The sequence below is a fragment of the Streptomyces johnsoniae genome (assembly GCF_031845565.1).
Taxonomy (GTDB): Bacteria; Actinomycetota; Actinomycetes; order Streptomycetales; family Streptomycetaceae; genus Streptomyces; species Streptomyces johnsoniae.
In genome coordinates this window covers 353074-375329 of sequence record NZ_JAVREV010000005.1, presented here as the reverse complement: position 1 = coordinate 375329, position 22256 = coordinate 353074, and the positions used below count along the sequence as shown (strand labels likewise).

The window sequence follows — 22256 nt, the reverse complement described above, 5'->3', positions numbered from 1 at the left end:
CAGTCGTCTTTTCGCCACATCATCCAGTGTGACCTTCCGCGGCGGGTCACGTGGAACGGTCCACCACTCGGAGCATCGACACCGCCTCGTTCAGCGCGGCGCGCAGCCGCTCCGGCTCGGTGGCCTTGATGACGGCGCCCTCCGGTGGGACGAGCCAGCCGCTGCCGGTGACCGGCGGCTGTGCGCCGCAGCGGCTCCCGCCGTAGGTCTGGGTGCAGGCGCTGCCGGGCAGGTCCCAGCGCTCGGCGGTGCCGGCCGGCACGATGAACCCCAGGGTGTCGCACTCCCGGTCGTGCAGCACGGGGCCCACGCCGTGCCGCAGGCGCAGGATGTCGACGGCTTCCAGTCCTTCCCTGGCCGGCACGGTGACCAGATCGCAGGGCTCCGTTTCGCCGGTGTCCGCCATGGGGTCCTCCTCCACGCTGTCGGATGTGTTGTTCAACGCGCGACCATCGTCAAGGGCTACGGCCCGGTTCCGCCGCAATGGGTGGCAGTTCATGGCAGATCACGGGGGCAATGCACCTTTTGCCCGCAAACGCATGGTAGTTGGAACGCCACAGCCGGTACCGTCCGCCCATGGCGACGTCACCCCCCGCCCCCCGCTCCGGCGGCCCCAATTCCGTCTTCCGCACGCTGCGGGGCACCCAGTCGCAAGGGGAGTTCGCCGCGGCGGTGCGGCGGGCCGCGCGGGAGATCGGCGAACGGGTCTCCTGCGACGCGCGGTACATCGGCCGCGTCGAGGCAGGCGAGATTCGTTGCCCTAACTACGCGTACGAGCGGGTATTCCTTCATATGTTCCCGGGGCGTTCCCTCACGGAGTTGGGATTCGAGCCCCGGCAGGTCGTCCGCCGGCGCGCTCCGCGGTCCGGCGCCGACACGTCTCCGCCGACCCCGCACCCCCCGACCCTTCCCCCCCTTCCGAACCGCTCGGCGGCGGAGAGCACAGACATCGACAACACGGAGGAGGGCGACGTGCTGCGTCGCGTGTTCATGACCGGCGGACCCGCCGCCGTTGCGTCCCTGACGGCCCTGGGCGCGTCCCCGGCCGCCGCCGAGTCCCGCGGGGCGCCCGGCGCCGGGCGCCCGGGCGCGGCGGACGCCGCGGCCGTGCGGCAGACGGTCCGCGACATCCGCCTGCTCGACGACCGGCACGGCGCGGAACGCCTGTACCGGCCGGCCGGGGAGGCGCTGCGGTCCGCCCACCAGCTGCTGGACAGGGGCGCCGGGCGCCAGTCGGTCGACGAGGAACTGCACGCGGGCGCGGGCGAGCTGGCGATCTCCGTCGGCTGGCTCGCCCACGACTCCGGGCGGCTGTCCGACGCCAGGTCCTACTACGCCGAGGCGCTGGCGACCGCGCGCGTGCACGGGAACGATGCGCTGGAGGCGCACGCCTTCTGCAACACCGCCTCCCTCGCCGGGGCGACCGGGCGCCCCAGGGAGGCCGTGCGCGCCGCCCAGGCCGGCCAGCACGCGGCGCGGCAGCTCGGGTCCGACCGGCTGCTGTCCCTGCTGTCGCTGCGCGAGGCCGGCGGCTGGGCGCGGCTGGCCGACCGCGGCGGCACGGAGGCGTCGCTCGCGCGGGCGCTCACGCGGCACGAGCGCGGCCCGGCCCCCGCGGACCCGGAGTGGATGACGTTCTACGGCGAGGCGGAGTTCGCCTGCCTGGAGGCCAAGTGCTGGGCGGCGCTCGGTGACTGGGCGCGCGCCGGCGACTGCGGCAGGCGCGCGGTGAGCGCCGCGCTCCAGGACCCGCACTTCGCCCGGAACCTCGCGCTCTACTCGGCGCAGTTGGCCGGTTACCTGGCGGAGGGCGGCGAGCCGGAGGAGGCCGCGGCCTTCGGCCACAGATCGCTCGACCTGCTGACCGACGTGCGTTCCACGCGGATCACCCGGTCACTGGCGCGGACCGCGGACCGGCTGGCGCCCGCACGCGGGGACAGCACGGTCGCCACGTTCCTCGACCGCGTCGCCTAGCCGACGGGGTCCAGGTGAGCGGTATCGTTCCAGCGCTCGACCGCGGGGCTGCCGTAGGCCAGGCCGAGAACACAGACCGCCGCGGCGTCCAGCCGCAGGCGGGCCGCGAAGGAGACGTCCTGGCCGAGCCAACGGGCGGCCACCGCACGCAGAATGTGCCCGTGCGCGAAGAGGACGACGTCGCGACCCCCGCCGAGCGTGGCGCGGGCCCCCGCCACCACCTCGTCGGCGCGCGCCGACAGTTGGTCCAGGCTCTCGCCGCCGACCACGCCGTCGCGCCAGATGACCCAGTCGCCGCCGTGACGCCCGGCGATCTGCTCGGTGGTCAGGCCCTCCGCCTGTCCGTAGTCCCACTCCTGCAGCGCGTCCCAGCCGGTGGCGCGCTCGCCGAAGCCGGCCAGCTCGCACGTCTCCCGCGCCCGGGACAGCGGGCTGGTGCGGACCTCGGCGTCCGGCAGCCCCTCCCACGGCGCCTGCCGCAGCCGCTCGCCGAGGGCCGCGGCCTGCGCTCTGCCCTCGTCGAGAAGCGGCACATCCGTGCGTCCGGTGTGACGCCCGGTGACCGACCAGGCAGTCCGTCCGTGCCGGATCAGCAGGATGCGCGCAGCCATGAAGGTCCCTTCTTCCGTCCCATGCGTCACTCATCATCCCTGACGCAACCGAATGGGGCTCCCCGGGCGTCTGTTCTCCTGCACTTCGCCGTACGGTGGAACGACCACTTGCCGGCTCCCAGCCGATGACGACGCGAATATGGAGTCTTGTCCGATGTCCAGAGACCGGCCACGCTGGTGGACCGAGCTGCTGCTGATCGTGGTCGTCTACGGGGCCTATTCGGGGGCCCGTCTCCTGGCGCGCGGCGACGTGGGCACGGCGGTGGACAACGGGCTGGCCATCCTGCGGCTCGAAAGCTCGCTGTGGCTGCACGCGGAGGACCCGCTCAACGAGCTGTTCACGCAGGAGAAGTGGCTCGGGGTGCCCTCGTCGTTCGCGTATGCCTCGCTGCACTACGTGGTGACGCCCATAGTGCTGGTGTGGCTGTTCCGGCGGCGTCCGCTGCACTACCGGTTGATGCGCACCTGGCTGCTGACCTCGACTGTGCTCGGCCTGATCGGGTTCACGCTGATGCCGACGAGCCCGCCGCGGCTGCTGCCGGTCGACTACGGCTTCGTCGACAGCCTCGCGCAGTACGCCGACTACGGCTGGTGGACGGACGACGCGTCCGCGCCCAGCGGCATGGGCGACTTCACCAACCAGTACGCGGCGATGCCGAGCCTGCACGTCGGCTGGTCGATCTGGTGCGGGGTCGCGCTGTGGCACTACGGGTCGCGCACGCCGCTGATCCGCGCCCTGGCCGTGGGGTATCCGCTCATAACCATCATCGTCGTGATGGGCACGGGCAACCATTACTTCCTCGACGCGCTCGCCGGCGCCGCCGTCATGGTGGCCGGCCTGCTCGCGGCCCGTCCGCTGCTGCGCCTCGCGGGGCGCGTGAAGGAGCGGATGGGCGTGGGCGGTCCCGTACCGGGTACCGAGCACGACAGCATCACGCCGGACGAGGCGGCGCCGCGGCGCTTCCGCCCGCGGCAGCGCCGGGCCGTGGAGGACGACCCGGCGGGGCAGGCGGCCCGGCACAATGGAGCGGCGGCGCAGCACGAGCAGCTGGCACCGCCGTCGTGACGCGAACCGCCGACCAGGGAGGCTGATCACCCGATGGCTGATACCGGCCAGGCACCCGAGCCGCCCCGCGGCGGGCCGCCGCGCCACCGCAGGCCGGCGGCGCTGTTCTTCGAGCCGCCCGCCGGTCAGCAGGAGCAGGAGCACTTCTTCGCACTGGAGACCATCACCGACCCGCGGGAGCTGCTCGACCGCGCCACGGAGCTGGCGGTGGCGTTCCAGGCGGCGGCGGACCGTTCCATGGAATTCCAGGCGCTCGCGGCGGCGCAGCTGGCCGATCCGAAGCGCTTCGACGCACTGCCCGCCGCGGCGGTCGCCGAGCGGGCGGGATGGACCGAGGACTACGCGGTCAAGATGATCGAGTACGGCCGTGAGCTGCTGCGGGGCCCCTCCTAACCGATTTTTGCTCCCTCCCCGAAGGGTGCTAATGTCTACGACGTCAGCAGGCGCCGCTAGCTCAGTTGGTTAGAGCAGCTGACTCTTAATCAGCGGGTCCGGGGTTCGAGTCCCTGGCGGCGCACCGACAGGGGAAGCCCCCACCAGCCGGTTTCGGCGGGTGGGGGCTTCTTCGTGCGCCCGAAACGGTGTTCCAAGATCGCCGGCTCGGTCGAACCGTTAACGATCATGAGCCGAGGAGACCGTCGTGCCGGGGTCGGCCGCCCCCGCTGCCGGACGGCCTCGATCCGGTCGACGCGGCCTCCCTCCCGGTCTACGACATGGTCGCCGGCGGTGGCTGCTGGTGCCGTGCGGGCTGCCCGGTCGGAACGGCTTGATCGTTCCGTGCCGTCACTCGCGGACGACCTTCACGTTCCAGCCGCCGGTGACGGTCCGTTCGCCGACCTCGACCCGTACGCCCGCGGATGCGTCGTAGTAGCTCTCGCCGGTTTCGAGCGGCGCGTCGGCCAGCCGCGGGTGGACGGACGCGGCGTGGCAGGCGCTGGTGTCGGGGTGGCCGTCGAGCACCTGAACCGGCCCTTCGGCCGAGGCGACGTCACTGCGCACCCGGTAGAGCAGTACGCCCCGCGTGCACGTGGTGGTGTCGTTGCCCACGGGGGCGCGCGCCTCGGCCACGAGCGCCTCCTGCGGTCCGGTGCGGACCACGGCGAGCCGGGTGTCCGATTCGGGGTTGCCCTTCTCCAGGGGCGCACCGAGGGGCTGGAGGGTGTGCAGCGTGGTGCCGGCCCCGCGCACGCAGTCGACGTGCCCCGGGCCGAGCCACCCGAGTTTCCACTTGTGCCAGCCGAAGAGTTCGGGGGCCAGGCCGAACTGGCTGCCCATGAGGTCCCAGTCGCCGACGTGGGTGTCCCAGTCGCCGAAACCGTTCTCCGGCCGGTTGTAGAGGTCGGGCAGGTCGAAGACGTGCCCGGTCTCGTGGGCGAGGACATTGCGGTCCGGGCGGCGCTGTTCGAACACCGTGACGAGCCGGCGGATCTCCGCGTCGCCGACGGTGACGGGCTTGTCGAAGTTGACGACCTTGGTGGCGTCCGGGTCCACGCCGGGCGCGTCCGGATCGGCGACCAGGTAGACGATGTCGTAGGCGGCGAGGTCGACGCGCCCGGAGACCACCTCGATCGCGTCCTCGATGTACGCGGAGCGCCCGGCGGGCGCCCAGTCGCGCTGTATGCCGTAGTCCGCCGAGGCCTCGGGCATCGGCAGCCAGTCGTCCACCACTTCGGTCTCCAGGTCCAGCTTCCCGTAGGAGGCGGTGCGGAAGTAGTCGCTGGTGGCCGGGAAGTAGTCCTCGGCGATGCGGTCGGGGCGCAGCCGCGGGGTGGCGTCGGGGAACGCGAGGAAGAGCATGACGGCCTTCAGCGTGCCCAGGGGGCGGGGGTAGGCGTCGTTCCAGGTGTCGACGCCCTCGGAGTGGTGGATGGCCGAACGCGGCAGGCTGCACGGCTCGTCGGCCATGGCCGCGGTGCCAGGGCCCGCGGTCAGCGTCGTCCCCAGGAGGGCGGTCAGCGCGGCGAGCACGGCCGCGGGACGTCGGTGAGCACGGCGCACGACGACCTCCGATCGGGCCTTATGGGAACACCGCCACCACTTTGTTCAGATTTCCCATGTTTTGCCCTGTTTCGATAGCCCGCCCGGGTCACGGAGATACGATTACCCTGCGTGCACTTCAGTCGGGAACGATCCGGAGGGCACACCCGTCGAGCAGAAACGATCAGCTAGTCGAAAGCTTGTCGGAAGCACAGGTTTCGGGTTGCGAAACAGCCACTGCGGGCACTGGCTCCATCCGCGCCCCAGCCTCTATGATCGCCACATTTCCAGCGCGGATACGCCAAGCGGGCAGCCGGGGAGCGCCCGACAGCACCATCGGGAGCGATCGGTGAACGGACCCCACACAGCACCGGGCCACGACCCCGGAAGGCCCCACGAAGCGAACCCATCAGCCCTTACGGAAAGTGACATCCTGCGGGACTACCGGGCCGCGTTCCAGATCGCCCAGTTCCCCATGGCGCTGGTCGGCGCCGCCGGCCAGATCCTCGCCGCCAACGCCGCGTTGGGGCTGCTGCTCGGCGTCGAGCCGGAGCGCCTGGCGGGCGTACGCGCCGACGCCGTCGCCGGCCTCGGCCTCGACGGGCGCACCCGCGGCTCCTACCACGCGGTGCTGCGCGGCCACAGCGACCGCCTGCGCTGCACCCGGCGCCTGAAGCACGCCGACGGGCACAGCCTGTGGGCCGAGGTCACCGTCCTGCCCACCCCCACCGAGGACTCCGCCGCGCTGCTGACCGTGCTCGACATCAGCGAACGCCGCGAGCTGCAGGAGCGGCTGCGGCACATTCAGATGCACGACCCCGTCACCCTCCTGCCGAACCGTGCCCTCTTCTTCGAACGGCTGGCCACCGCCGTGTCCGACTCCGCGACCGGCCGGATCGGGCTGTGCTTCCTGGACCTCGACGGCTTCAAGGCCGTCAACGACACGCTCGGGTACCGCGTCGGGGACGAGCTGCTCGGCGCCGCCGCCCAGCGCCTCGCCGAATGCGCCACCGGCGCAGGCGGCCACCTGGTGGCGCGGCTCGGCGGCGACGAGTTCGCCGTCCTGGTCGAGGGGTCGAGCGGCACGAAGCAGCTGACGGACCTGGCCGAGACCATGCTCACCGCGCTCCAGCGCCCGTTCGACCTGGCCGGGCAGCGGCTCGCCGTCTCGGCCAGCATCGGCGTCGTCGAGCGGGAGTCGGCGACCACGACGGCCACGGGGCTGATGCAGGCCGCGAGCACCACGCTGTACTGGGCCAAGGCCGACGGCAAGGCCCGCTGGACGCTGTTCGACCCCGAGCGCAACGCGCACCGCATGACCCGCCAGTCGCTGTCCTCCACGCTGCGGCGGGGGGTGGACCGCGGCGAGTTCACCCTGGAGTACCAGCCGATCGTCGGGCTGGCCGACGACATCGTGCGCGGCGCGGAGGCGCTGGTGCGCTGGCGCCACCCGCAGTTCGGCACGCTCGGCCCCGACCGGTTCATCGGCCTCGCCGAGGAGAACGGGGCGATCGTGCCGCTCGGCCGCTGGGTGCTCGGCGAGGCGTGCCGCCAGGCCCGCCGCTGGCAGGTCGAGCACCCGGGCCCGCCGCTGTTCGTCAGCGTCAACGTGGCGGTCCGCCAGGTCTGGGACTCCGACCTGGTCAGCGATGTCGCGGAGGCGCTGCGCGTATCGGGCCTGCCGTCCGGGCTGCTCCAGCTGGAGCTGACCGAGTCCGCCGTCATGGGCTCCGCGGGCCGCCCCCTGCAGGCCCTCCAGGCGCTGTCCGACATGGGCGTGCGCATCGCGATCGACGACTTCGGGACCGGGTACTCCAACCTGGCCTACCTCAGCCGCCTCCCGGTGCGCGCGCTGAAGCTGGACGGCATGTTCGTCCGCGGCTTCCGCACCGCCCGCCACCTCAACCCGGCCGACGAGACCATCGTCAGCTCCCTGGTCCAGCTCGCCCACAAGCTCGGCCTGACCGTCACCGCCGAGTGCGTCGAGGGTCCCGCCCAGGCCGAACGGCTGCGCCGCATCGGCTGCGACACCGGCCAGGGCTGGCACTACGCGCGGCCCATGCCGCCCGACCACCTCGCCACGCTGCTCGCGGGCCGCGACTGAGGCGGAGCGCACCGCGGTCGGCGTGCCGCGGACCTGTACGGGGGGAGGCGGCGCAGGAATACTCCCGAGCCATGGCGATCATGGCTGAATTCATCCCCCTCGACCGCTTCCTGCGGCTCCTCGCCGACGAGTCCGTTCCCGTGGTGCACCGCGCCCTGTGGGCGCTGCTGTGGGAAAGCGACGTGCGGGTGCTCGATCTGCTCGCGCTCGACGTATCGGCGGAGCCCCGCATAAGACCCCCGGCCGGCGGCGACCTCGGCGGGCCGGCCGCCGCGCTGCTGGGCCGGCTGGCCGGCGACCGCACCTCGGGGCCGCTGTTCGCGGTGGGCCCGAGGGCTCTTTCCTGGGCCGAGGCGGTGCGCGCGGCGCAGGCCGGCGGCGTGGCCATCCATGCCATCCGCACCAGCGGCAGGCGGCACCGCGGCCGACGCTGACCCCGGCGGCGGGGCGCTGACCCTGTCGGCCCGGCGCTGCCCCGGCGGCCGGGGCGCGCGGGGCCGGGTCCACGCACGCCGCGGGCCCCGGCCGGAGAGCCGGGGCCCGCGGGGTGTGCGCGGTGGTACGCGGCGCGCGCAGGGGCGCGCAGGAACGGGCTACGCGGCGCGCGTGAAGAGGCCGCCTAGCGCCGGGCAGGCCGCGGTGCGGCCCAGCAGGCGCAGACCCTCCCAGGCGGTCACCTGGTTGGCCGTCAGCACCGGCTTGCCCGCCGCGGCCTCCAGATCGGGCAGCCAGGCCGCCGTGTGGAGCGCCGTGTCCGGCAGCAGCACCGCGTCCGCCGCCGGGTCGTCGCCCTCGCGCAGCAGCCGCAGCACCTCCTCCCGGCCCCACGTGCCCACCTCGGCGGCCGTGATGATGCCGCTGCCCCGCACGCCGACGACCTCGATGCCCGCGGCCTTCAGGAAGTCCGCGAACAGCGCCGCCACGTCGTCCGGATAGGTCGCCGCGACGGCCACCCGTTCCACGCCGATGGCCTGTGCGGCGCGGGCGAAGGCGAACGACGTGCTGGACGCCGGCCGCCCGGCGTGCGCGGCCAGGCGGCGCACCTGCTCCGCCGCGCCGTCGGGTCCGAAGACGAAACTGGCGCTGGTGCAGGCCCACACCACGGCCTCGGCGCCGTGCGCGGTGATCTCGTCCAGCTTTGCCGTCAGCCGGTCGACCGAGCCCATCTCGAGCAGCGCGTCCACCCGGTGGGCGTCCGTGCCGATATCGGTGTGCACGAGCGGGAGCCGGACGTCCGCCCCCGCGTCGTTCAGCAGCGCCTCCATGCGGGGGAAGTCGTCCTCCGCGGAGAAGCCCGGGTAAAGGAAACCAACCGTCGCGGCCATACGGATCTCACACTTCCTCGTCGGGGAACACCGGCGGCGGCTCGGCGGCGAGCGCCACCTCTGGGCTGCCCACGTCCGGTGCCATGGACGCGGGGCCGCGTCTGGCCACCGGGTCGAGCAGGGCCTGGTACGGGCCGACGGCCGCCTTGCCTATGGACCGTAGCGCGGACCACATGGTGACCTGGTTCGCCGAGACGACCGGCATCCGCAGCTCCGCCTCCAGTTGCGGGATGACGTCGTAGGTGGGCAGGTTGGTGCAGCTGATGAACAGGGCGTCCGGTGCGTCCGCCACGGCGTCCCGCGCCATGTCGACCACGTCCCGGTACGGCACCCGCCAGATCTCCCTGGTCAGCCCCAGATAACTGCGTCCGCTGACCTCGACGCCCGCCTCGCGGAGATACTCCTCCAGCGAGTCGGTCACGGACCTGGTGTACGGCGTGACCACGGCGATCCGCCGCGCGCCCAGCTCGTCGAGCGCGGCGAGCAGTGCGCCCGACGTGGTCAGCGCCGGCAGCTCGCCGGCCTGCCGCATGGCGGCGCTCATGGCCCGTTCGCCGGCGACACCGCCGACGAAACTCCCCGAGGTGCAGGCGTAGGCCACCACCTCGGGACTGACCGCCGACAGCGCGCGGACCGCTTCGCGCAGCGTCTCGTGCTCGCTGACCAGCCGCGCCAGGTGGAGGCTGACCTCCACCGGGACGAACGGCGTCCGTGTCAGGTGCAACGAGACGTCATCGGGCACCCACCGCCAGAGCTCACGGTCGAGCGCGAAATCGAATGGTGCGACGACTCCGATGCCCCGCTGCGGGAGCGGGCCACCCAGAAAGGAGACATCCATGTCGAACCCCGCTTCATACGGGCCGGGAATACCGGGAAGAGACTTGAAAAAGCAGATGCCTTCGTTGACGAAGGTAGAGACGGGTTCCTACCGTGGTCAATCCTTGACTTCCAGCCAAACACCCCCTCGTTGCGGAGCGGTTTCCCTGCCATGTCCGAAGCCCGCGTTCTCGTCCTCGACGCCGACCCCCTGCCCCGCCTCGAACGGCTGACGGGCCGCGCCGTGGTGCGGCACAGCGACGAGCAGTCGCTGGCCCGCCTGCTGCCCGACGCCGACGTGCTGCTCGTGTGGGACTTCACCTCGGACGCCGTGCGCGAGGCGTGGCCCGGGCCGGGTGCCCGGCCGCGCTGGGTTCACACCGCGAGCGCGGGGGTCGACCGGCTGCTGTTCCCCGAGCTGCTGGCGTCCGACACGGTGCTGACGAACGCCCGCGGGGTGTTCGACCGGCCGATCGCCGAGTACGTGGCGGGGCTCGTGCTGGCCATGGCCAAGGATTTCCGGCACAGCTGGAACGTCCAGCGCGAGCGCCGCTGGCAGCACCGCGAGACCGAAAAGGTGTTCGGCAGCAGGGCCGTCGTCGTCGGCTCGGGACCGATCGGGCGGCGCATCGGCACCACGTTGCGGGCACTCGGCGTGACGGTGGACCTGGTCGGACGCACCGCCCGCGAGGCCGACGCGGACTTCGGCCGCGTCCACGCGGGCGGGGACCTGCCCGCGCTGCTGCCGACGGCGGACTGGGTGGTCTGCGCGGCTCCGCTGACCCCGCAGACCGAAGGCATGTTCGACGCGGCGGCCTTCGCGCTCATGAAGCCCACGGCCCGGTTCCTGAACGTCGGGCGCGGCGGGCACGTCGTCGAGGACGACCTCGTCGCGGCGCTGCGCGCCGGGCGGCTCGCGGGGGCCGCGCTGGACGTGTTCGCCGAGGAGCCGCTGCCCGCGGACAGCCCGTTGTGGGATCTTCCGGAACTGATCGTGTCGCCGCACATGTCCGGCGACACTCATGGCTGGCGTGACGACCTCGCCGACCAGTTCCAGGACAACTTCGACCGCTGGCTTGCGGGTGAACCGCTGGCCAACGTTGTGGACAAGCGCCTTGGCTACGTGCCCGCGGAGGGCTGATGACCGATCTCTGTTCCCTGACCGCCGTCGAACTGACCGCCCGGTACGCGTCCGGGGACCTCTCCCCGGTGGCCGTGACGAAGGCCGCGCTGGCGAGAGCCGAGGCCGTGCAGCCGGCCGTCAACGCCTTCGTGTTCACCGACGCGGAGGGCGCCCTGGCGCAGGCGGCGGCCGCCGAGGAACGCTGGGCGCGCGGCGCGCCCGCGGGCCCCGTGGACGGTGTGCCCGTGACCGTCAAGGACATCCTGCTCCAGCGTGGCCACCCCACGCGGCGCGGCTCCGCCGCCCTGCCCGCGGGCGCGGGCCCGTGGGCGGAGGACGCGCCCGCGGTCGCGCGGCTGCGCGAGTCGGGTGCGGTGTTCCTCGGAAAGACCACCACGCCGGAATTCGGCTGGAAAGGAGTCACGGACGCGCCGCTCTCCGGCGCGACCGGCAACCCGTACGCGCCGGAGCGCACTGCCGGCGGTTCGAGCGGCGGGAGCGCCGCGGCGGTCGCGCTGGGCGCGGGGCCGCTGAGCCTGGGCACGGACGGCGGCGGGTCGGTCCGGATTCCGGCCTCGTTCTGCGGGATCTTCGCGCTGAAGCCCACCTACGGCCGGGTGCCGCTGTACCCGGCGAGCGCGTTCGGCACGCTGGCCCACGTCGGCCCGATGACCTCGGACGCGGCGGACGCGGCGCTGCTGCTCGACGTCATCGCCCGGCCCGATCCGCGGGACTGGTCCCAACTGGCGCCGCCCGCCCGTCCGTTCCGCGAGGCGCTGACGGCCGGCGAGGGCGGTCTCGCCGGGCTGCGCGTCGCCTGGTCGCCCACGCTCGGCGGAGTGGTCGTGGCGCCGGACGTGGCCGCCGCCGTGCGCGGGGCGGTGGAGCGCCTGGCCGGGCTCGGCGCCGAGGTGACGGAGACCGACCCGCCGCTGCCGCCGCTGCCCGAGGTGCTCGCCGCGTTCCACACCCTGTGGTTCAGCGGCGCGGCGCGTGTCACCCAGCACTTCGACGAGGCGCAGCGGGCGGCGATGGACCCGGGCCTGCGGGAGATCGTGGCGCAGGGCGCCGGGTACGGGGCGCTGGACTACCTGGCGGCGGTCGACGTGCGGATGGCGATGGGCCGCCTGATGGGCGCGTTCCACGAGGAGTACGACCTGCTGCTCACGCCGACCCTGCCGATCACGGCGTTCGGCGCCGGGACGGAGGTGCCCGAGGGCTCGGGGCTGGAGAGGTGGACGGAGTGGACGCCGTTCACCTACCCGTTCAACATGACCCAGCAGCCCGCGGCTTCCGTGCCCTGCGGGACCGGCGCGGACGGGCTGCCGGTCGGCCTCCAACTCGTGGGCGCGCGGCATGCGGACGCGCTGGTGCTGCGCGCCGCGCACGCCCTGTACGCGGCGGGCGTGGCCGGAATTCCCGCGCCCGCGCTCGGGGCGCCCGCGCCCGGGGATCTCGCGCCCGGGGATCTCGCGCCCGGGGATCTCGCGACCGGGGCGCCCGGGCGCGGGCGCTGAGCGCGTTCAGCGGCCCGCGTTCAGCCTTCAGCGGCCCGGAGGGCCGGGGGCCCTACGCCCGGCGGAAGGAGAGCGTTTCGCCGAGGGCCCCGGCCCGCCACAGGTCCTGGCAGGCGTCGGCCATCCCGTCGAGACCGTCGACCACCGCGCCCCAGACGATGCCGGGGACCCAGCCCGCATCGCCGTTGATCAGCAGGTTGTTCCGCTCGTAGAACAGCGCCAGGTCCACGACGGTCGTCCGGCCCTGGTGCTTGGCGTCGGTCTCGTAGCCGTAGGAACTGGTGCCCAACTGGGTCTGGGAGAACGTGAAGTAGCACAGGTCGCCGGGGATCGGGGTGATCGTCGGGTTCTCCAGGGGCGGCTCCTGGGGCGCGAAGGGCGGGACCAGGGCGTAGATCTCGTTGCGCGCGTACTTCGCGTGGTACACGTCGCCGCCGAGCGGCAGCGCGTTCCACACGGCGTCGCAGGTGATCGGCGCTCGGTCGCTCAGCAGCCGGGCCGTACAGCTGACCCCGCGCTTGTCGAGCGAGACGGTGATGAACCGGTCGTCGGCGTTCGTCATGAGGTTCCCTCCTGTGGTGGGCGGGCCGGATGCCCACGATGCCACGCCGCCGGCCGGCGGCGGGACGGCTCCTGGCGGCCCGCGGGCGGCGGGCCGAGCACCCGCGCGACGCAGTGCAGCGCCAGGCGTGCCTGGAGCTCGGCCTGGTCACGGACCGGAACGGCACACGGCGCGAACTCCGCCTCGAACTCCCGGCACCACTCCGTCAGGAGATCGTCGAGCCCGAGGCGCGCCTTCGCGGCGCCGGGGCCCGGCGCGGCGCGCAGCGAACGGTCCAGCATCGCCGCGGCGCGCAGCGCGATGCGGCGGGCGGCGATCAGCAGGGCGGCGGCGCTGCCGCGGGTGGCGGCGGGGCGGGTGCCGTCGGCGTACCGGAAGCCCGGCTTCAGCCAGGTCTCGACCACGCCGGGCGAAACGGCGACGAGTTCGCGGACGGCGGGCAGGAACGGGTCGTGCACGGCGCCGTTCCACTCGTCGGCGAGGGCCAGCAGACCGGCGACCTGGCCGATGCGCTGAAGCAGATTCTCGCCGGCCTCGGCAATGGCCTTCTCCGGGTCGGGGTAGGGCGCGGGGTCGGCGACGGCCTCGACCGCCCAGGCCGGCGCCTCCAGGATCACCGTGACCGTGCCGTACCGCGCCGGGTACAGCCACGTCGTGCCGGTGATCAGCCCCGAGGGATCACGCTCGCGCACGGTGTCCGGCTCGGGGAGCACCAGAACGCCGGGGCCCGACACGTGCCAGTCGATTCCATCGAAAGGGCGCAGGTCGACGGGAATCGACAAGGCGGCGGAAACCTCCCGCACGGCGTCGACGAGACCGGGAACGGCGCGGGTGGTCTGGACGAATGCGCCGCCCATTTCACTTCCGTGCAGGGTGAATTGGAACTCCGGGCGCAGCTCATCCAGCAGCGCAAGCAGAATTTCCGATTCCGGCAGCGGACGGCGATTGCCGCCGGGCGCGGGAAGGAATTCGGGCTGGCTTGCGAAAAGTGGCCGGTAGAAGCCGTGAAAGTATTCCCGGACGCCCGACAGGCCGTGCAGCCAATCCTCGTTGAGTCGGGAACCGTCCGGGTCGAGACAGAGCAGGAAATGCCAGGAGCAGTCGGAGTCCTCAAGAAGTCCGCCCCCCGCGGCCGTCCCGGTGGCACCGCCGGAGCCACCCAGGAGCAGCTCCACGAGCCGCAGCGAAGTCGCCCCTCCCACAGGCTCGTTGGCATGGGCTCCGGCCACCAGGAGTACATTGCGCGCACCGTGGCCCACGGTGAGCAGAAGCAACGGGTCGCCCGCGCGGGAGCTGCCCAGGCGCCTTAATCGAATGGCCTTCGGATGGCGCCGCGCCATCCCGTGAGCGACATGAACCAGGTCATCGACCGATGGGTACCCCATGATGCTGTTCAACGACACCCTGAATCCAAGTCTCTGGGGCGGCGCGGCGCCGGACGTGGTTACGTACCGATGGAGTTGCTCTCCCCCGTCGTCTCCTTCTTGTCCAGCGGTCGTATCTCGATACGGGTCATGCCGCCCCCTTCCAATGGCCTGACGTCTTGCCAGTGTTCGCCCGGCGGGGCAGAGTGTCAAGGGTTGGACTCGCCAATTGGACGGGAACACATGGCTGTTGAGGCGTTATGGAAGCCGCGGATCAAGCCGGAGCATGCCGCTTATCGCACCACCGAAGGGAACATCCGTATCGGCAGTGTCATCTTCGGAATCGGTGCCGAGATCAAGGACCCCGCCGGCTGGCTGTGGACGCTGGCATCGGGAGCGGACGGCACCCGCACGGAAAAGGCGCTGATCGGACACGTGCTCGCGGGCCATCCCGAGCTTCCTGAGCTGACGGAGGACGAGGTCGGCGACGCGCTGCGGCAGTTGAACGAGGCCGGCTTCGTCGAGGACGCCGCCGCCGAACGGCCCGCCGCCCTGTCCGAACGGGAGGCCGAGCGCTACAGCCGCGGCGTACCGCTGCTGCGCTGGATGGACCTCTCCCCGCGCCGCAACGCCTGGGAGGCGCAGGCGCGGCTGAAGGAGTCCGCCGTCCTGCTGATCGGCCTCGGCGGCGTCGGCGGCATGGCGGCGCAGGCACTGGTGGCCTCGGGCGTCGGGCGCCTGCACTGCGTGGACTCCGACCGCGTCGAACTGTCCAACCTCAACCGGCAGACTCTCTACCGCGAAGCGGACCTCGGCAGCGGCAAGGTCGCCGCCGGGGTGGCCCACTTGCAGGCGCTGAACTCCGATGTGCGGGTCACCGGCCAGGAGGCCCGCGTCGGAACGCCCGGCGAGCTGGCGGCGCTGCTGTCCCGGCCGCCCGCCGGGGCGGGGGCGTGGGACGCGCTCCTGCTGTGCGCCGACCAGCCCTCGGACATCAGGCGCTGGACCAACCTGACCTGCCTGGCCGCGGGGGTGCCGTGGGTGGACGGCGGCTATCGCGGGCCGCTCATCACCGTCGGCGTGTACCGGCCGGGCCGGGGCGGCTGCTACGAATGCCTGCGGACCGCCGAATACGCCAGGCGGGACCTGCGGCTCGCCCCGGGACAGGACGAGTCGCGGGCCGCCCCGCGCATGGCGTGGAACCCGGTGAACGCCGTGACGGCGGGCGTCGCGGGCAGCCTGATGGCCCACGCGGTGCTGACGCTGCTCACCGGCATCCCGCCGACCGAGCCCGGCTTCCGCTTCGGCGTCAACCTGATGGCGCTCGACGACGCCACCTATACGCGTGACCCGGCCCGCCCCGACTGCCCGGCCTGCGGCACCGGCACCGGCCAAGGGCGCGGGCGGGACGGGGAGGAGCCGGAACAGCGTCTCCCCAAGGCTCACGACCGGGCCGGCCGGGCCGGCCGGGCCGCCGGCGGCGTCGGAAGGTGAGGAGCCGGGCGGTATCTCCCTGAACCTGGCGAACCGCAGCAGCCGGACGTGGTCGGGCCGGAGACGTCCGGCTCCGATCCGGGACACGGCCGGGGCCGAGCAGCCGCCGCCGTCACCGACTTGAGCCCGGGTCAGGCGGCGGGTCCAGCGAGCGCGGCGGGTCCAGCGGGCGCAGCGGAGAACCGCGCCGTTTGCCGGGCCGGCGCCCGCCGCGTCCGGCAGCGCCCGGCGGCCCCGGAACAGCCGGACGAGCGACCGGACGAGCGACCGAGCGCGCCGCAGCACCACCGCACGACGGACACCTCCGCGGCCGGATGCGGCCGCGGCCCTGAAGCGTGAGCGCAGCATCGAGGTGCCCCCCATCGGTCGTGCACAGCGGTCTCATCGGCTCGCCCGCTCCCCGGCGAGCGAGCCGATGACAACAACCCTACGCCGAGTCACCGACAACGCACTCCCGGTAGCGGGTCACCGTCTCCGCCAGCACCTCCTGCCCGTCGCGTGCCCACAGTCCGTCGTTGAAGATCTCCACCTCCACCGGCCCGCGGTACCCCGCCTCCGCCACGGCGTCCCGGAACCACCGCATGTCCACCGCGCCGTCCCCGAGCTGCCCGCGCCCGTTCAGCACCCCGGCGGGCAACGGCGTGACCCAGTCGGCCAGTTGGAAGCTGTGGATACGCCCGCCCGCCCCGGCCCTGCTGATCTGCGCGGCGACGCGGTCGTCCCACCACAGGTGGTACGTGTCCACGACGATGCCGACCTGCTCGGCCGGGAAACGTTCCGCCAGGTCGAGGGCCTGCTCCAGCGTCGAGACGACGCACCGGTCGGCGGCGTACATCGGGTGCAGCGGCTCGATCGCCAGCCGCACGCCGCGCTCGGCCGCGTAGGGGCCCAGCTCGGTCAGCGCGTCGGCGATGCGTTCCCGCGCGCCCGCCAGGTCGCGGCTGCCGGCCGGGAGGCCGCCGGAGACCAGCACCAGCGTGTCGGTGCCGAGCGCCGCCGCCTCGTCGACGGCGGCGCGGTTGTCGGCGAGCGCCGCCGCCCGTTCCACCGGGTCGATGGCGGTGAGGAAACCGCCCCGGCACAGCGTGGTGACCGACAGCCCGGCGTCGGCCACGAGCGCGGCAGTCGCCGCGAGCCCGTACCGCGCGACCGGCTCGCGCCACAGCCCGACCCCCGGCACGCCGAGACCGACGAGGCCGTTGACCAGCTCGGGCAACGGCAGCTGCTTGGCGGTCATCTGGTTGATGGAGAACCCGGTGAGGTCGGTCACCGCGCCACCCCGTGCACCGCGAGCAGCCGCGCCATCCGTTCCCTGGCCAGCGCCGGGTCGGGGAACAGGCCGAGCCCGTCCGCCAGTTCGTACGCTCGCGCCAGATGCGGCAGCGAACGGGCCGACTGAAGCCCGCCCACCATCGTGAAGTGGTCCTGGTGCCCGGCCAGCCAGGCCAGCAGCACGACCCCCGTCTTGTAGAAGCGCGTCGGCGCCCGGAACAGGTGCCGGGACAGCTCCACCGTCGGGTCGAGGCGCGCCCGGAAGCCCGCGACGTCGCCGGTGTCCAGCGTCCGCACGGCCTCGGCGGCCAGCGGGCCGAGCGGGTCGAAGATGCCGAGCAGCGCATGACTGAAGCCCTGCTCGTCGCCCGCGATCAGCTCCGGGTAGTTGAAGTCGTCGCCCGTGTAGCAGCGCACGCCCGAGGGCAGCCGCCGCCGCAGTTTGATCTCGCGCTGGGCGTCGAGCAGCGACACCTTGACCCCGTCCACCTTGTCGGCGTGGGTCCCGATGATGTCGAGGAACGTGTCGGTCGCCGCGTCCAGGTCCTCGCTGCCCCAGTAACCCGTCAGCGCCGGGTCGAACATCGGCCCGAGCCAGTGCAGGACCACCGGCTCGGCGGCCTGCCGCAGCAGGTGCCCGTACACCTCCGCGTAGTCCTCCGGGCCCCGGGCCGCCGCCGCCAGCGCCCGGGAGGCCATGAGGATCGCCTGCGCGCCGGTCTCCTCGACCACCGCGAGCTGCTCCTCGTACGCGGCGCGCACCGCGGCGGTGTCCGCCGGGCCGGTCAGCTGGTCGGTGCCGACGCCGCACGCGATGCGCCCGCCCGCCGCGCGCGCCTCCGCGCCGGAACGGCGGATCAGTTCCGCGGCCCCCGCCCAGTCGAGGCCCATGCCGCGCTGCGCGGTGTCCATCGCCTCCGCCACGCCGAGGCCGTGGGCCCAGAGGTGCCGGCGGAACGCCAGGGTGGTGTCCCAGTCCACGGCCGCCGGCCCTTCGGGCGTCGTGTCGGCGAACGGGTCGGCGACGACGTGCGCCGCCGAGAAGACGATGCGGGAGGTGAGCGGCGCGCCCCCCGGCGCGAGGCTCGCGGGCACGGCGCGCGGCCGGTATTCGCGCAACTGGCCGCCGGGTTCGGGCAGCCGGATCACTTCGGTCACGTTCTGGCCCTCCTCGCGGGCTCGGTCATCACGGGCTCGGTACGCACGGGCTCGGTCATCACGGGCCCGGTCCACACGGGTTCGGTCATCACAGGCTCGGTCATCACAGGCTCAGCTCGGGAACGGTCAGGCGGCGACCGTCCGCCGAGGACGCGAGCCCCAGCTCGGCGAGCTGCACGCCCCGCGCGCCCGCCAGCAGGTCCCAGGTGTACGGCTCGTCGAGCACCACGTGCCGCAGGAACAGCTCCCACTGCGCCTTGAAGCCGTTGTCGAACTCGCCGTTGTCCGGCACCTCCTGCCACTGCTCGCGGAACACCTCGGTGGCCGGCAGGTCCGGGTTCCACACCGGCTTGGGCGTGGCCGAACGGTGCTGCGCCCGGCAGTTGCGCAGACCGGCGACCGCGGAGCCCTCGGTGCCGTCCACCTGGAACTCCACCAGCTCGTCCCGGTTGACCCGCACCGACCAGGACGAGTTGATCTGCGCGATGATGCCGCCGGCCAGCTGGAAGATGCCGTACGCGGCGTCGTCCGCGGTGGCCTCGTAGGGCTTGCCCTGCTCGTTCCAACGCTGCGGGATGTGCGTGGCGGCCAGCGCCTGCACGGTCTCCACGCGCCCGAACAGCTCGTGCAGCACGTACTCCCAGTGCGGGAACATGTCGACGACGATGCCGCCGCCCTCCTCGGACCTGTAGTTCCAGGAGGGACGCTGGGCGGGCTGCCAGTCCCCCTCGAAGACCCAGTACCCGAACTCGCCGCGCACCGACAGGATGCGCCCGAAGAAGCCGCCGTCCACCAGCCGCTTGAGCTTCTGGAGCCCCGGCAGGAACAGCTTGTCCTGCACCACCCCGTGCTTGACGCCCGCGTCCGCGGCCTGCCGGGCCAGCGCCAGCGCGCCCTCCAGGGAGGTCGCGGTCGGCTTCTCCGTGTAGATGTGCTTGCCCGCCGCGATGGCCTGCTTGATGGCCGCCTCGCGGGTCAGAGTGATCTGCGAGTCGAAGTAGATGTCGATGCCGTCGTCGGCCAGCACCGCGTCGAGGTCCGTGGTGACCGCCGCCTCGGGGTCGAGGCCGTGCCGCCGCGCGATCTCGCGCAGCGCGTGCTCGCGGCGCCCGACCAGCACCGGCTCGGGCCAGATCACCGAGCCGTCGCCGAGGTCGACGCCGCCCTGTTCCCGGATGGCCAGGATCGAACGGACCAGGTGCTGGCGGTAGCCCATGCGTCCGGTGACACCGTTCATGGCGATCCGGACGGTCTTCTTCGTCGTCATGCCGTTCCCTCCTAGAAAACGCAGTAAGCGCTTTCTACCCGTGGAGAAGCTAACCTCTCCCCAGCGGCTAGGACAAGTGGGAGCAGAGCATGTCAGTCACGCTGGCGGACGTTGCCGCCCGCGCGGGGGTGTCCGCGGCAACGGTTTCCCGCGTTCTCAACGGCAACTACCCCGTGGCGGGCGCCACGAGGAACCGGGTGCTGCGGGCCGTCGAAGAGCTGGAGTACGTGGTCAACGGCCCGGCCAGCGCCCTGGCCGCCGCCACATCCGACCTCGTCGGCGTGCTGGTCAACGACATCGCCGACCCGTTCTTCGGGATCATGGCCGGCGCGGTGCAGTCCGAGATCGGGCACGCCACGCGCAAGCTGGCCATCGTCTGCAATACCGGCGGCTCCCCGGAGCGCGAGCTGACCTACCTCACGCTCCTCCAGCGGCAGCGGGCGGCGGCCGTCGTGCTCACCGGCGGGGCGGTGGAGGACCCGGCGCACGGGGAAGCGCTCGCCGCGCGGCTGCGGCGGTTGGACGCCGCGGGCAGCCAGGTCGTGCTGTGCGGCCGGCCGCCGCTGGGCGCGGCCGCGGCCGGCCCGCACCCGCTGACCGTGACGTTCGACAACCGGGGCGGCGCCCGGCGCCTGACCGACCACCTGCTGACCCTCGGTCACCGCCGCCTCGGCTACCTCGCCGGCCCGGCCGCCAGGACGACCACCCGCCACCGTCTCGAAGGCCACCGCACCGCCATGGCGGCCGCCGGCCTGGCCGACGACGCCGAACGGCTGACGGCGCACGGCGCCTACGACCGCGCCTCCGGCTACGACGGCGCGCTGGAACTGCTGCGCCGCGACCCGGACCTGACGGCCATTCTGGCCGCCAACGACACGGTGGCCCTCGGCGTCTGCGCGGCGCTGCGCGACCGCGGCCTGCGCATCCCGCAGGACGTGTCCGTCACCGGGTTCGACGACCTGCCGTTCGCGGTGGACGCGATGCCCGCGCTCACCACGGTCCGCCTCCCGCTGCACGCCGCCGGCGCCCGTGCCGGGCGCCTCGCGCTCGGCCGCGAGGACGCGCCCCCCGGTGGCGTCGCCACGTTCCGCGGCGACCTGATGGTCCGTGACTCCACGGCACCACCCCGCCGCTGAACCGGGACGCCCCGGGGACCGTCGGAGCCCGGCCCGGGCGGGGCGGGGCGGGGGCGTGGGGACGGGACACGGGATTTCCGACGAACGGCCGGACGGCCGAGAACGGCCGGGCACGGCCGGGCACGGTCAGCCGGATACGCGCCCCGGTGAACGGCCCAGGCCCGAACCCGGAACGGCCGAGGCCACGCCCCGGAAACCCTCGGGCACGGCCGACGGGCAACGGACCCCGACGAACAGCCCGGGCGCCGCCCACCACGGCCCCGCGGGAACGACCCCGGCGGGACGGTTGGACGGCGGACGGGCGAGGCGGTCGGCTCATGCCGACGTTCAGGGGGGCTCCGTGCCGTGGATATCGCGGCTCAGGAATTTGTGGAAGAAGCTGGCCGGCTGCAACGTGCCTGCCGGATCGGACGCGTAGTCCGGCACCTCGCCGTACTTGGTCCAGCCCGCGGACCGGTACAGGTACTCCGCGGCGCTGCCCGTCTCGGTGTCGAGGAGCAGCAGCGTCACTCCCGCGGCCGCCGCCGCCCGCTCGGCCGTGGCCAGCAGCGCCGCGGCCGTGCCCCGGCCGCGCGCCCCGGGGTGCACCATCAGCTTCGCTATGTGGCCGCGATGCCGCCCGTTCTGCTCGGGGGCGAGGGCCAGGCTGACCGTGCCGACCAGCCGCCCGCCGGACCGGGCCGCCCATACCGTCAGGCCGCCGTCCGCGAGCGCGGGGGCGCGGGCCGCCCACCAGGCCGCCGCGTCCGCGCGGCCGAAGGGCCGCACGAAGCCGAGCGAGGCGCCGTCCGCGACCACCTCGGCCAGCAGGGCGGCGAACTCCTCCGCGTGCGCCAGCAACTCCTCGGGAGCGGACAGCCGGACGATCACGGTGCTCACGGTGCTCACGGCAGCACCACCACAACGGCGTACCGGACGGCCGCCGGTCCTGGGCAGTGGTAGCGCGAGGGGCCCCAGAGCCGGAACCGCACGCAGTCGCCCCGCCGCAGCCCGTGCGTCTCCTCCCCCACCGTGATCTCGACGGCGCCGTCGAGCACCCACACGTGGTGCTCGAGCCCGGGCACGGGCGGCGCGTCGTAGGCGATGGCGGCGCCGGGCAGCAGCTCGCCCTCGATCACCTCGCCGCGCAGCCCCGCGTGCGGCGGCGAGACCGAGCGCCGGACGAACCCGGCGGAGGTGTCGGCCCACACCTCCTGCCGACCGGCGCGCACCAGGCCGGGCGGCTCCCGCTCGACCTCGCTGAGCAGGCGCGACATCGTGCGCTCGTAGACGGTGCACAGCTTGCCGAGCATGGCCGCGGTGGGGCTCAGCTCGGCACGCTCCACGCGCGAGAGCGTCGAACGGCTCACCCCGCTGCGCTCGGCCAGCTCTTCGAGCGACCAGCCCCGCTCGCCGCGCAGCTCGCCGAGCCGCGCCGCCAGCCTGGCGTCGACCGACCCGTCCGGCGGACCGGCCGCCACCTCTGCGCTTCCCATATCCGGGAGCTTATC

The 22256-nt window shown here is 73.4% G+C and carries 21 protein-coding genes and 1 tRNA gene; 10 read left to right on the top strand and 12 right to left on the bottom strand.

The features are described 5' to 3' along the window. Positions 1–46: 46 nt before the first annotated feature. Positions 47–406: a hypothetical protein gene (locus RM779_RS11895; protein WP_311617696.1), complete on the bottom strand. Its 360-nt coding sequence runs from the start codon at positions 404–406 to the stop codon at positions 47–49. Between the two features lie 170 nt (positions 407–576). Here RM779_RS11895 and RM779_RS11890 point away from each other — a divergent pair, with 170 nt between their 5' ends. After that, complete coding sequence (locus tag RM779_RS11890; protein ID WP_311617642.1) at positions 577–1974, top strand: ATP-binding protein; 1398 nt, start codon at positions 577–579, stop codon at positions 1972–1974. On the opposite strand, the gene RM779_RS11885 is transcribed toward RM779_RS11890, so the two are convergent. Continuing rightward, positions 1971–2585: a histidine phosphatase family protein gene (locus tag RM779_RS11885; protein ID WP_311617641.1), complete on the bottom strand. Its 615-nt coding sequence runs from the start codon at positions 2583–2585 to the stop codon at positions 1971–1973. The genes RM779_RS11890 and RM779_RS11885 overlap by 4 nt on opposite strands. A 154-nt stretch (positions 2586–2739) precedes the next feature. On the opposite strand from RM779_RS11885, the gene RM779_RS11880 reads away from it, so the two are divergent. The 3 genes from RM779_RS11880 to RM779_RS11870 all read left to right on the top strand — a co-directional run bounded on the left by RM779_RS11880 (position 2740) and on the right by RM779_RS11870 (position 4168). After that, positions 2740–3651, top strand: coding sequence for a phosphatase PAP2 family protein (locus tag RM779_RS11880; protein WP_311617640.1), 912 nt, complete (start codon positions 2740–2742; stop codon positions 3649–3651). A gap of 33 nt (positions 3652–3684) precedes the next feature. Continuing rightward, positions 3685–4044 carry a hypothetical protein gene (locus RM779_RS11875; RefSeq protein ID WP_311617639.1) on the top strand — a complete coding sequence of 120 codons (360 nt, stop codon included), beginning with the start codon at positions 3685–3687 and terminating at the stop codon, positions 4042–4044. A 50-nt stretch (positions 4045–4094) separates the two neighbouring features. Beyond that, a tRNA-Lys gene (locus RM779_RS11870) sits at positions 4095–4168 on the top strand. Between the two features lie 266 nt (positions 4169–4434). Here RM779_RS11870 and RM779_RS11865 read toward each other — a convergent pair. Beyond that, positions 4435–5649 (bottom strand): M6 family metalloprotease domain-containing protein, encoded by a 1215-nt coding sequence (locus RM779_RS11865; protein ID WP_311617638.1) that lies wholly within the window; start codon positions 5647–5649, stop codon positions 4435–4437. 328 nt (positions 5650–5977) lie between these two features. Between RM779_RS11865 and RM779_RS11860 the strand changes: the two genes are divergently transcribed. Together RM779_RS11860 and RM779_RS11855 are read left to right on the top strand one after the other, a co-directional pair. After that, positions 5978–7732: a putative bifunctional diguanylate cyclase/phosphodiesterase gene (locus RM779_RS11860; RefSeq protein ID WP_394813275.1), complete on the top strand. Its 1755-nt coding sequence runs from the start codon at positions 5978–5980 to the stop codon at positions 7730–7732. An 80-nt stretch (positions 7733–7812) separates the two neighbouring features. After that, positions 7813–8166: a hypothetical protein gene (locus tag RM779_RS11855; protein WP_311617637.1), complete on the top strand. Its 354-nt coding sequence runs from the start codon at positions 7813–7815 to the stop codon at positions 8164–8166. A 159-nt stretch (positions 8167–8325) separates the two neighbouring features. On the opposite strand, the gene RM779_RS11850 is transcribed toward RM779_RS11855, so the two are convergent. Together RM779_RS11850 and RM779_RS11845 are read right to left on the bottom strand one after the other, a co-directional pair. Beyond that, positions 8326–9057 (bottom strand): maleate cis-trans isomerase family protein, encoded by a 732-nt coding sequence (locus tag RM779_RS11850; protein WP_311617636.1) that lies wholly within the window; start codon positions 9055–9057, stop codon positions 8326–8328. A 7-nt stretch (positions 9058–9064) separates the two neighbouring features. Next, on the bottom strand, positions 9065–9895 hold the full coding sequence (locus RM779_RS11845) for a maleate cis-trans isomerase family protein (protein WP_311617635.1): 831 nt from the start codon (positions 9893–9895) through the stop codon (positions 9065–9067). 150 nt (positions 9896–10045) lie between these two features. Between RM779_RS11845 and RM779_RS11840 the strand changes: the two genes are divergently transcribed. Further along, positions 10046–11014 carry a D-2-hydroxyacid dehydrogenase gene (locus tag RM779_RS11840; protein WP_311617634.1) on the top strand — a complete coding sequence of 323 codons (969 nt, stop codon included), beginning with the start codon at positions 10046–10048 and terminating at the stop codon, positions 11012–11014. After that, a complete protein-coding gene (locus RM779_RS11835; RefSeq protein WP_311617633.1) occupies positions 11014–12513 on the top strand; it encodes an amidase in 1500 nt (499 codons plus the stop codon). The genes RM779_RS11840 and RM779_RS11835 overlap by 1 nt, the downstream gene beginning before the upstream one ends. 52 nt (positions 12514–12565) lie before the next feature. Here RM779_RS11835 and RM779_RS11830 read toward each other — a convergent pair whose 3' ends face one another. Then, positions 12566–13075, bottom strand: a complete 510-nt coding sequence (locus RM779_RS11830; protein WP_311617632.1) for a DUF3830 family protein — start codon at positions 13073–13075, stop codon at positions 12566–12568. Then, entirely contained in the window at positions 13072–14472 is a 1401-nt protein-coding gene (locus RM779_RS11825) for a M14 family zinc carboxypeptidase (protein WP_311617631.1), read from the bottom strand. Before RM779_RS11825 ends, RM779_RS11830 begins: the two co-directional genes overlap by 4 nt. Positions 14473–14682: 210 nt before the next feature. On the opposite strand from RM779_RS11825, the gene RM779_RS11820 reads away from it, so the two are divergent. Next, on the top strand, positions 14683–15933 hold the full coding sequence (locus RM779_RS11820; RefSeq protein ID WP_311617630.1) for a HesA/MoeB/ThiF family protein: 1251 nt from the start codon (positions 14683–14685) through the stop codon (positions 15931–15933). Positions 15934–16360: 427 nt separating this feature from the next. Here RM779_RS11820 and RM779_RS11815 read toward each other — a convergent pair whose 3' ends face one another. From RM779_RS11815 to RM779_RS11805, 3 genes are all read right to left on the bottom strand, one after another. Then, positions 16361–17170, bottom strand: a complete 810-nt coding sequence (locus RM779_RS11815) for a sugar phosphate isomerase/epimerase family protein (RefSeq protein ID WP_311617694.1) — start codon at positions 17168–17170, stop codon at positions 16361–16363. 29 nt (positions 17171–17199) lie between these two features. Beyond that, a complete protein-coding gene (locus RM779_RS11810) occupies positions 17200–18354 on the bottom strand; it encodes a dihydrodipicolinate synthase family protein (RefSeq protein WP_311617693.1) in 1155 nt (384 codons plus the stop codon). Positions 18355–18466: 112 nt separating this feature from the next. Then, positions 18467–19630 carry a Gfo/Idh/MocA family protein gene (locus RM779_RS11805; protein ID WP_077059070.1) on the bottom strand — a complete coding sequence of 388 codons (1164 nt, stop codon included), beginning with the start codon at positions 19628–19630 and terminating at the stop codon, positions 18467–18469. An 89-nt stretch (positions 19631–19719) separates the two neighbouring features. Between RM779_RS11805 and RM779_RS11800 the strand changes: the two genes are divergently transcribed. Continuing rightward, complete coding sequence (locus RM779_RS11800; RefSeq protein ID WP_311617629.1) at positions 19720–20766, top strand: LacI family DNA-binding transcriptional regulator; 1047 nt, start codon at positions 19720–19722, stop codon at positions 20764–20766. A 327-nt stretch (positions 20767–21093) separates the two neighbouring features. On the opposite strand, the gene RM779_RS11795 is transcribed toward RM779_RS11800, so the two are convergent. Together RM779_RS11795 and RM779_RS11790 are read right to left on the bottom strand one after the other, a co-directional pair. Further along, entirely contained in the window at positions 21094–21654 is a 561-nt protein-coding gene (locus RM779_RS11795) for a GNAT family N-acetyltransferase (protein ID WP_311617628.1), read from the bottom strand. Beyond that, complete coding sequence (locus tag RM779_RS11790) at positions 21651–22241, bottom strand: helix-turn-helix domain-containing protein (RefSeq protein WP_311617627.1); 591 nt, start codon at positions 22239–22241, stop codon at positions 21651–21653. Before RM779_RS11790 ends, RM779_RS11795 begins: the two co-directional genes overlap by 4 nt. Positions 22242–22256 lie beyond the last annotated feature (15 nt).

What these genes read in the sequence shown, in the direction of transcription:
- RM779_RS11790 (WP_311617627.1), bottom strand. Translation starts at nt 22,241, where the DNA reads ATGGGAAGCGCAGAGGTGGCGGCCGGTCCGCCGGACGGGTCGGTCGAC.
- RM779_RS11815 (WP_311617694.1), bottom strand. Translation starts at nt 17,170, where the DNA reads ATGACCGCCAAGCAGCTGCCGTTGCCCGAGCTGGTCAACGGCCTCGTC.
- RM779_RS11890 (WP_311617642.1), top strand. Translation starts at nt 577, where the DNA reads ATGGCGACGTCACCCCCCGCCCCCCGCTCCGGCGGCCCCAATTCCGTC.
- RM779_RS11875 (WP_311617639.1), top strand. Translation starts at nt 3,685, where the DNA reads ATGGCTGATACCGGCCAGGCACCCGAGCCGCCCCGCGGCGGGCCGCCG.
- RM779_RS11800 (WP_311617629.1), top strand. Translation starts at nt 19,720, where the DNA reads ATGTCAGTCACGCTGGCGGACGTTGCCGCCCGCGCGGGGGTGTCCGCG.
- RM779_RS11845 (WP_311617635.1), bottom strand. Translation starts at nt 9,895, where the DNA reads ATGGATGTCTCCTTTCTGGGTGGCCCGCTCCCGCAGCGGGGCATCGGA.
- RM779_RS11885 (WP_311617641.1), bottom strand. Translation starts at nt 2,585, where the DNA reads ATGGCTGCGCGCATCCTGCTGATCCGGCACGGACGGACTGCCTGGTCG.
- RM779_RS11855 (WP_311617637.1), top strand. Translation starts at nt 7,813, where the DNA reads ATGGCTGAATTCATCCCCCTCGACCGCTTCCTGCGGCTCCTCGCCGAC.
- RM779_RS11850 (WP_311617636.1), bottom strand. Translation starts at nt 9,057, where the DNA reads ATGGCCGCGACGGTTGGTTTCCTTTACCCGGGCTTCTCCGCGGAGGAC.
- RM779_RS11840 (WP_311617634.1), top strand. Translation starts at nt 10,046, where the DNA reads ATGTCCGAAGCCCGCGTTCTCGTCCTCGACGCCGACCCCCTGCCCCGC.
- RM779_RS11895 (WP_311617696.1), bottom strand. Translation starts at nt 406, where the DNA reads ATGGCGGACACCGGCGAAACGGAGCCCTGCGATCTGGTCACCGTGCCG.
- RM779_RS11835 (WP_311617633.1), top strand. Translation starts at nt 11,014, where the DNA reads ATGACCGATCTCTGTTCCCTGACCGCCGTCGAACTGACCGCCCGGTAC.
- RM779_RS11820 (WP_311617630.1), top strand. Translation starts at nt 14,683, where the DNA reads ATGGCTGTTGAGGCGTTATGGAAGCCGCGGATCAAGCCGGAGCATGCC.
- RM779_RS11830 (WP_311617632.1), bottom strand. Translation starts at nt 13,075, where the DNA reads ATGACGAACGCCGACGACCGGTTCATCACCGTCTCGCTCGACAAGCGC.
- RM779_RS11880 (WP_311617640.1), top strand. Translation starts at nt 2,740, where the DNA reads ATGTCCAGAGACCGGCCACGCTGGTGGACCGAGCTGCTGCTGATCGTG.
- RM779_RS11805 (WP_077059070.1), bottom strand. Translation starts at nt 19,630, where the DNA reads ATGACGACGAAGAAGACCGTCCGGATCGCCATGAACGGTGTCACCGGA.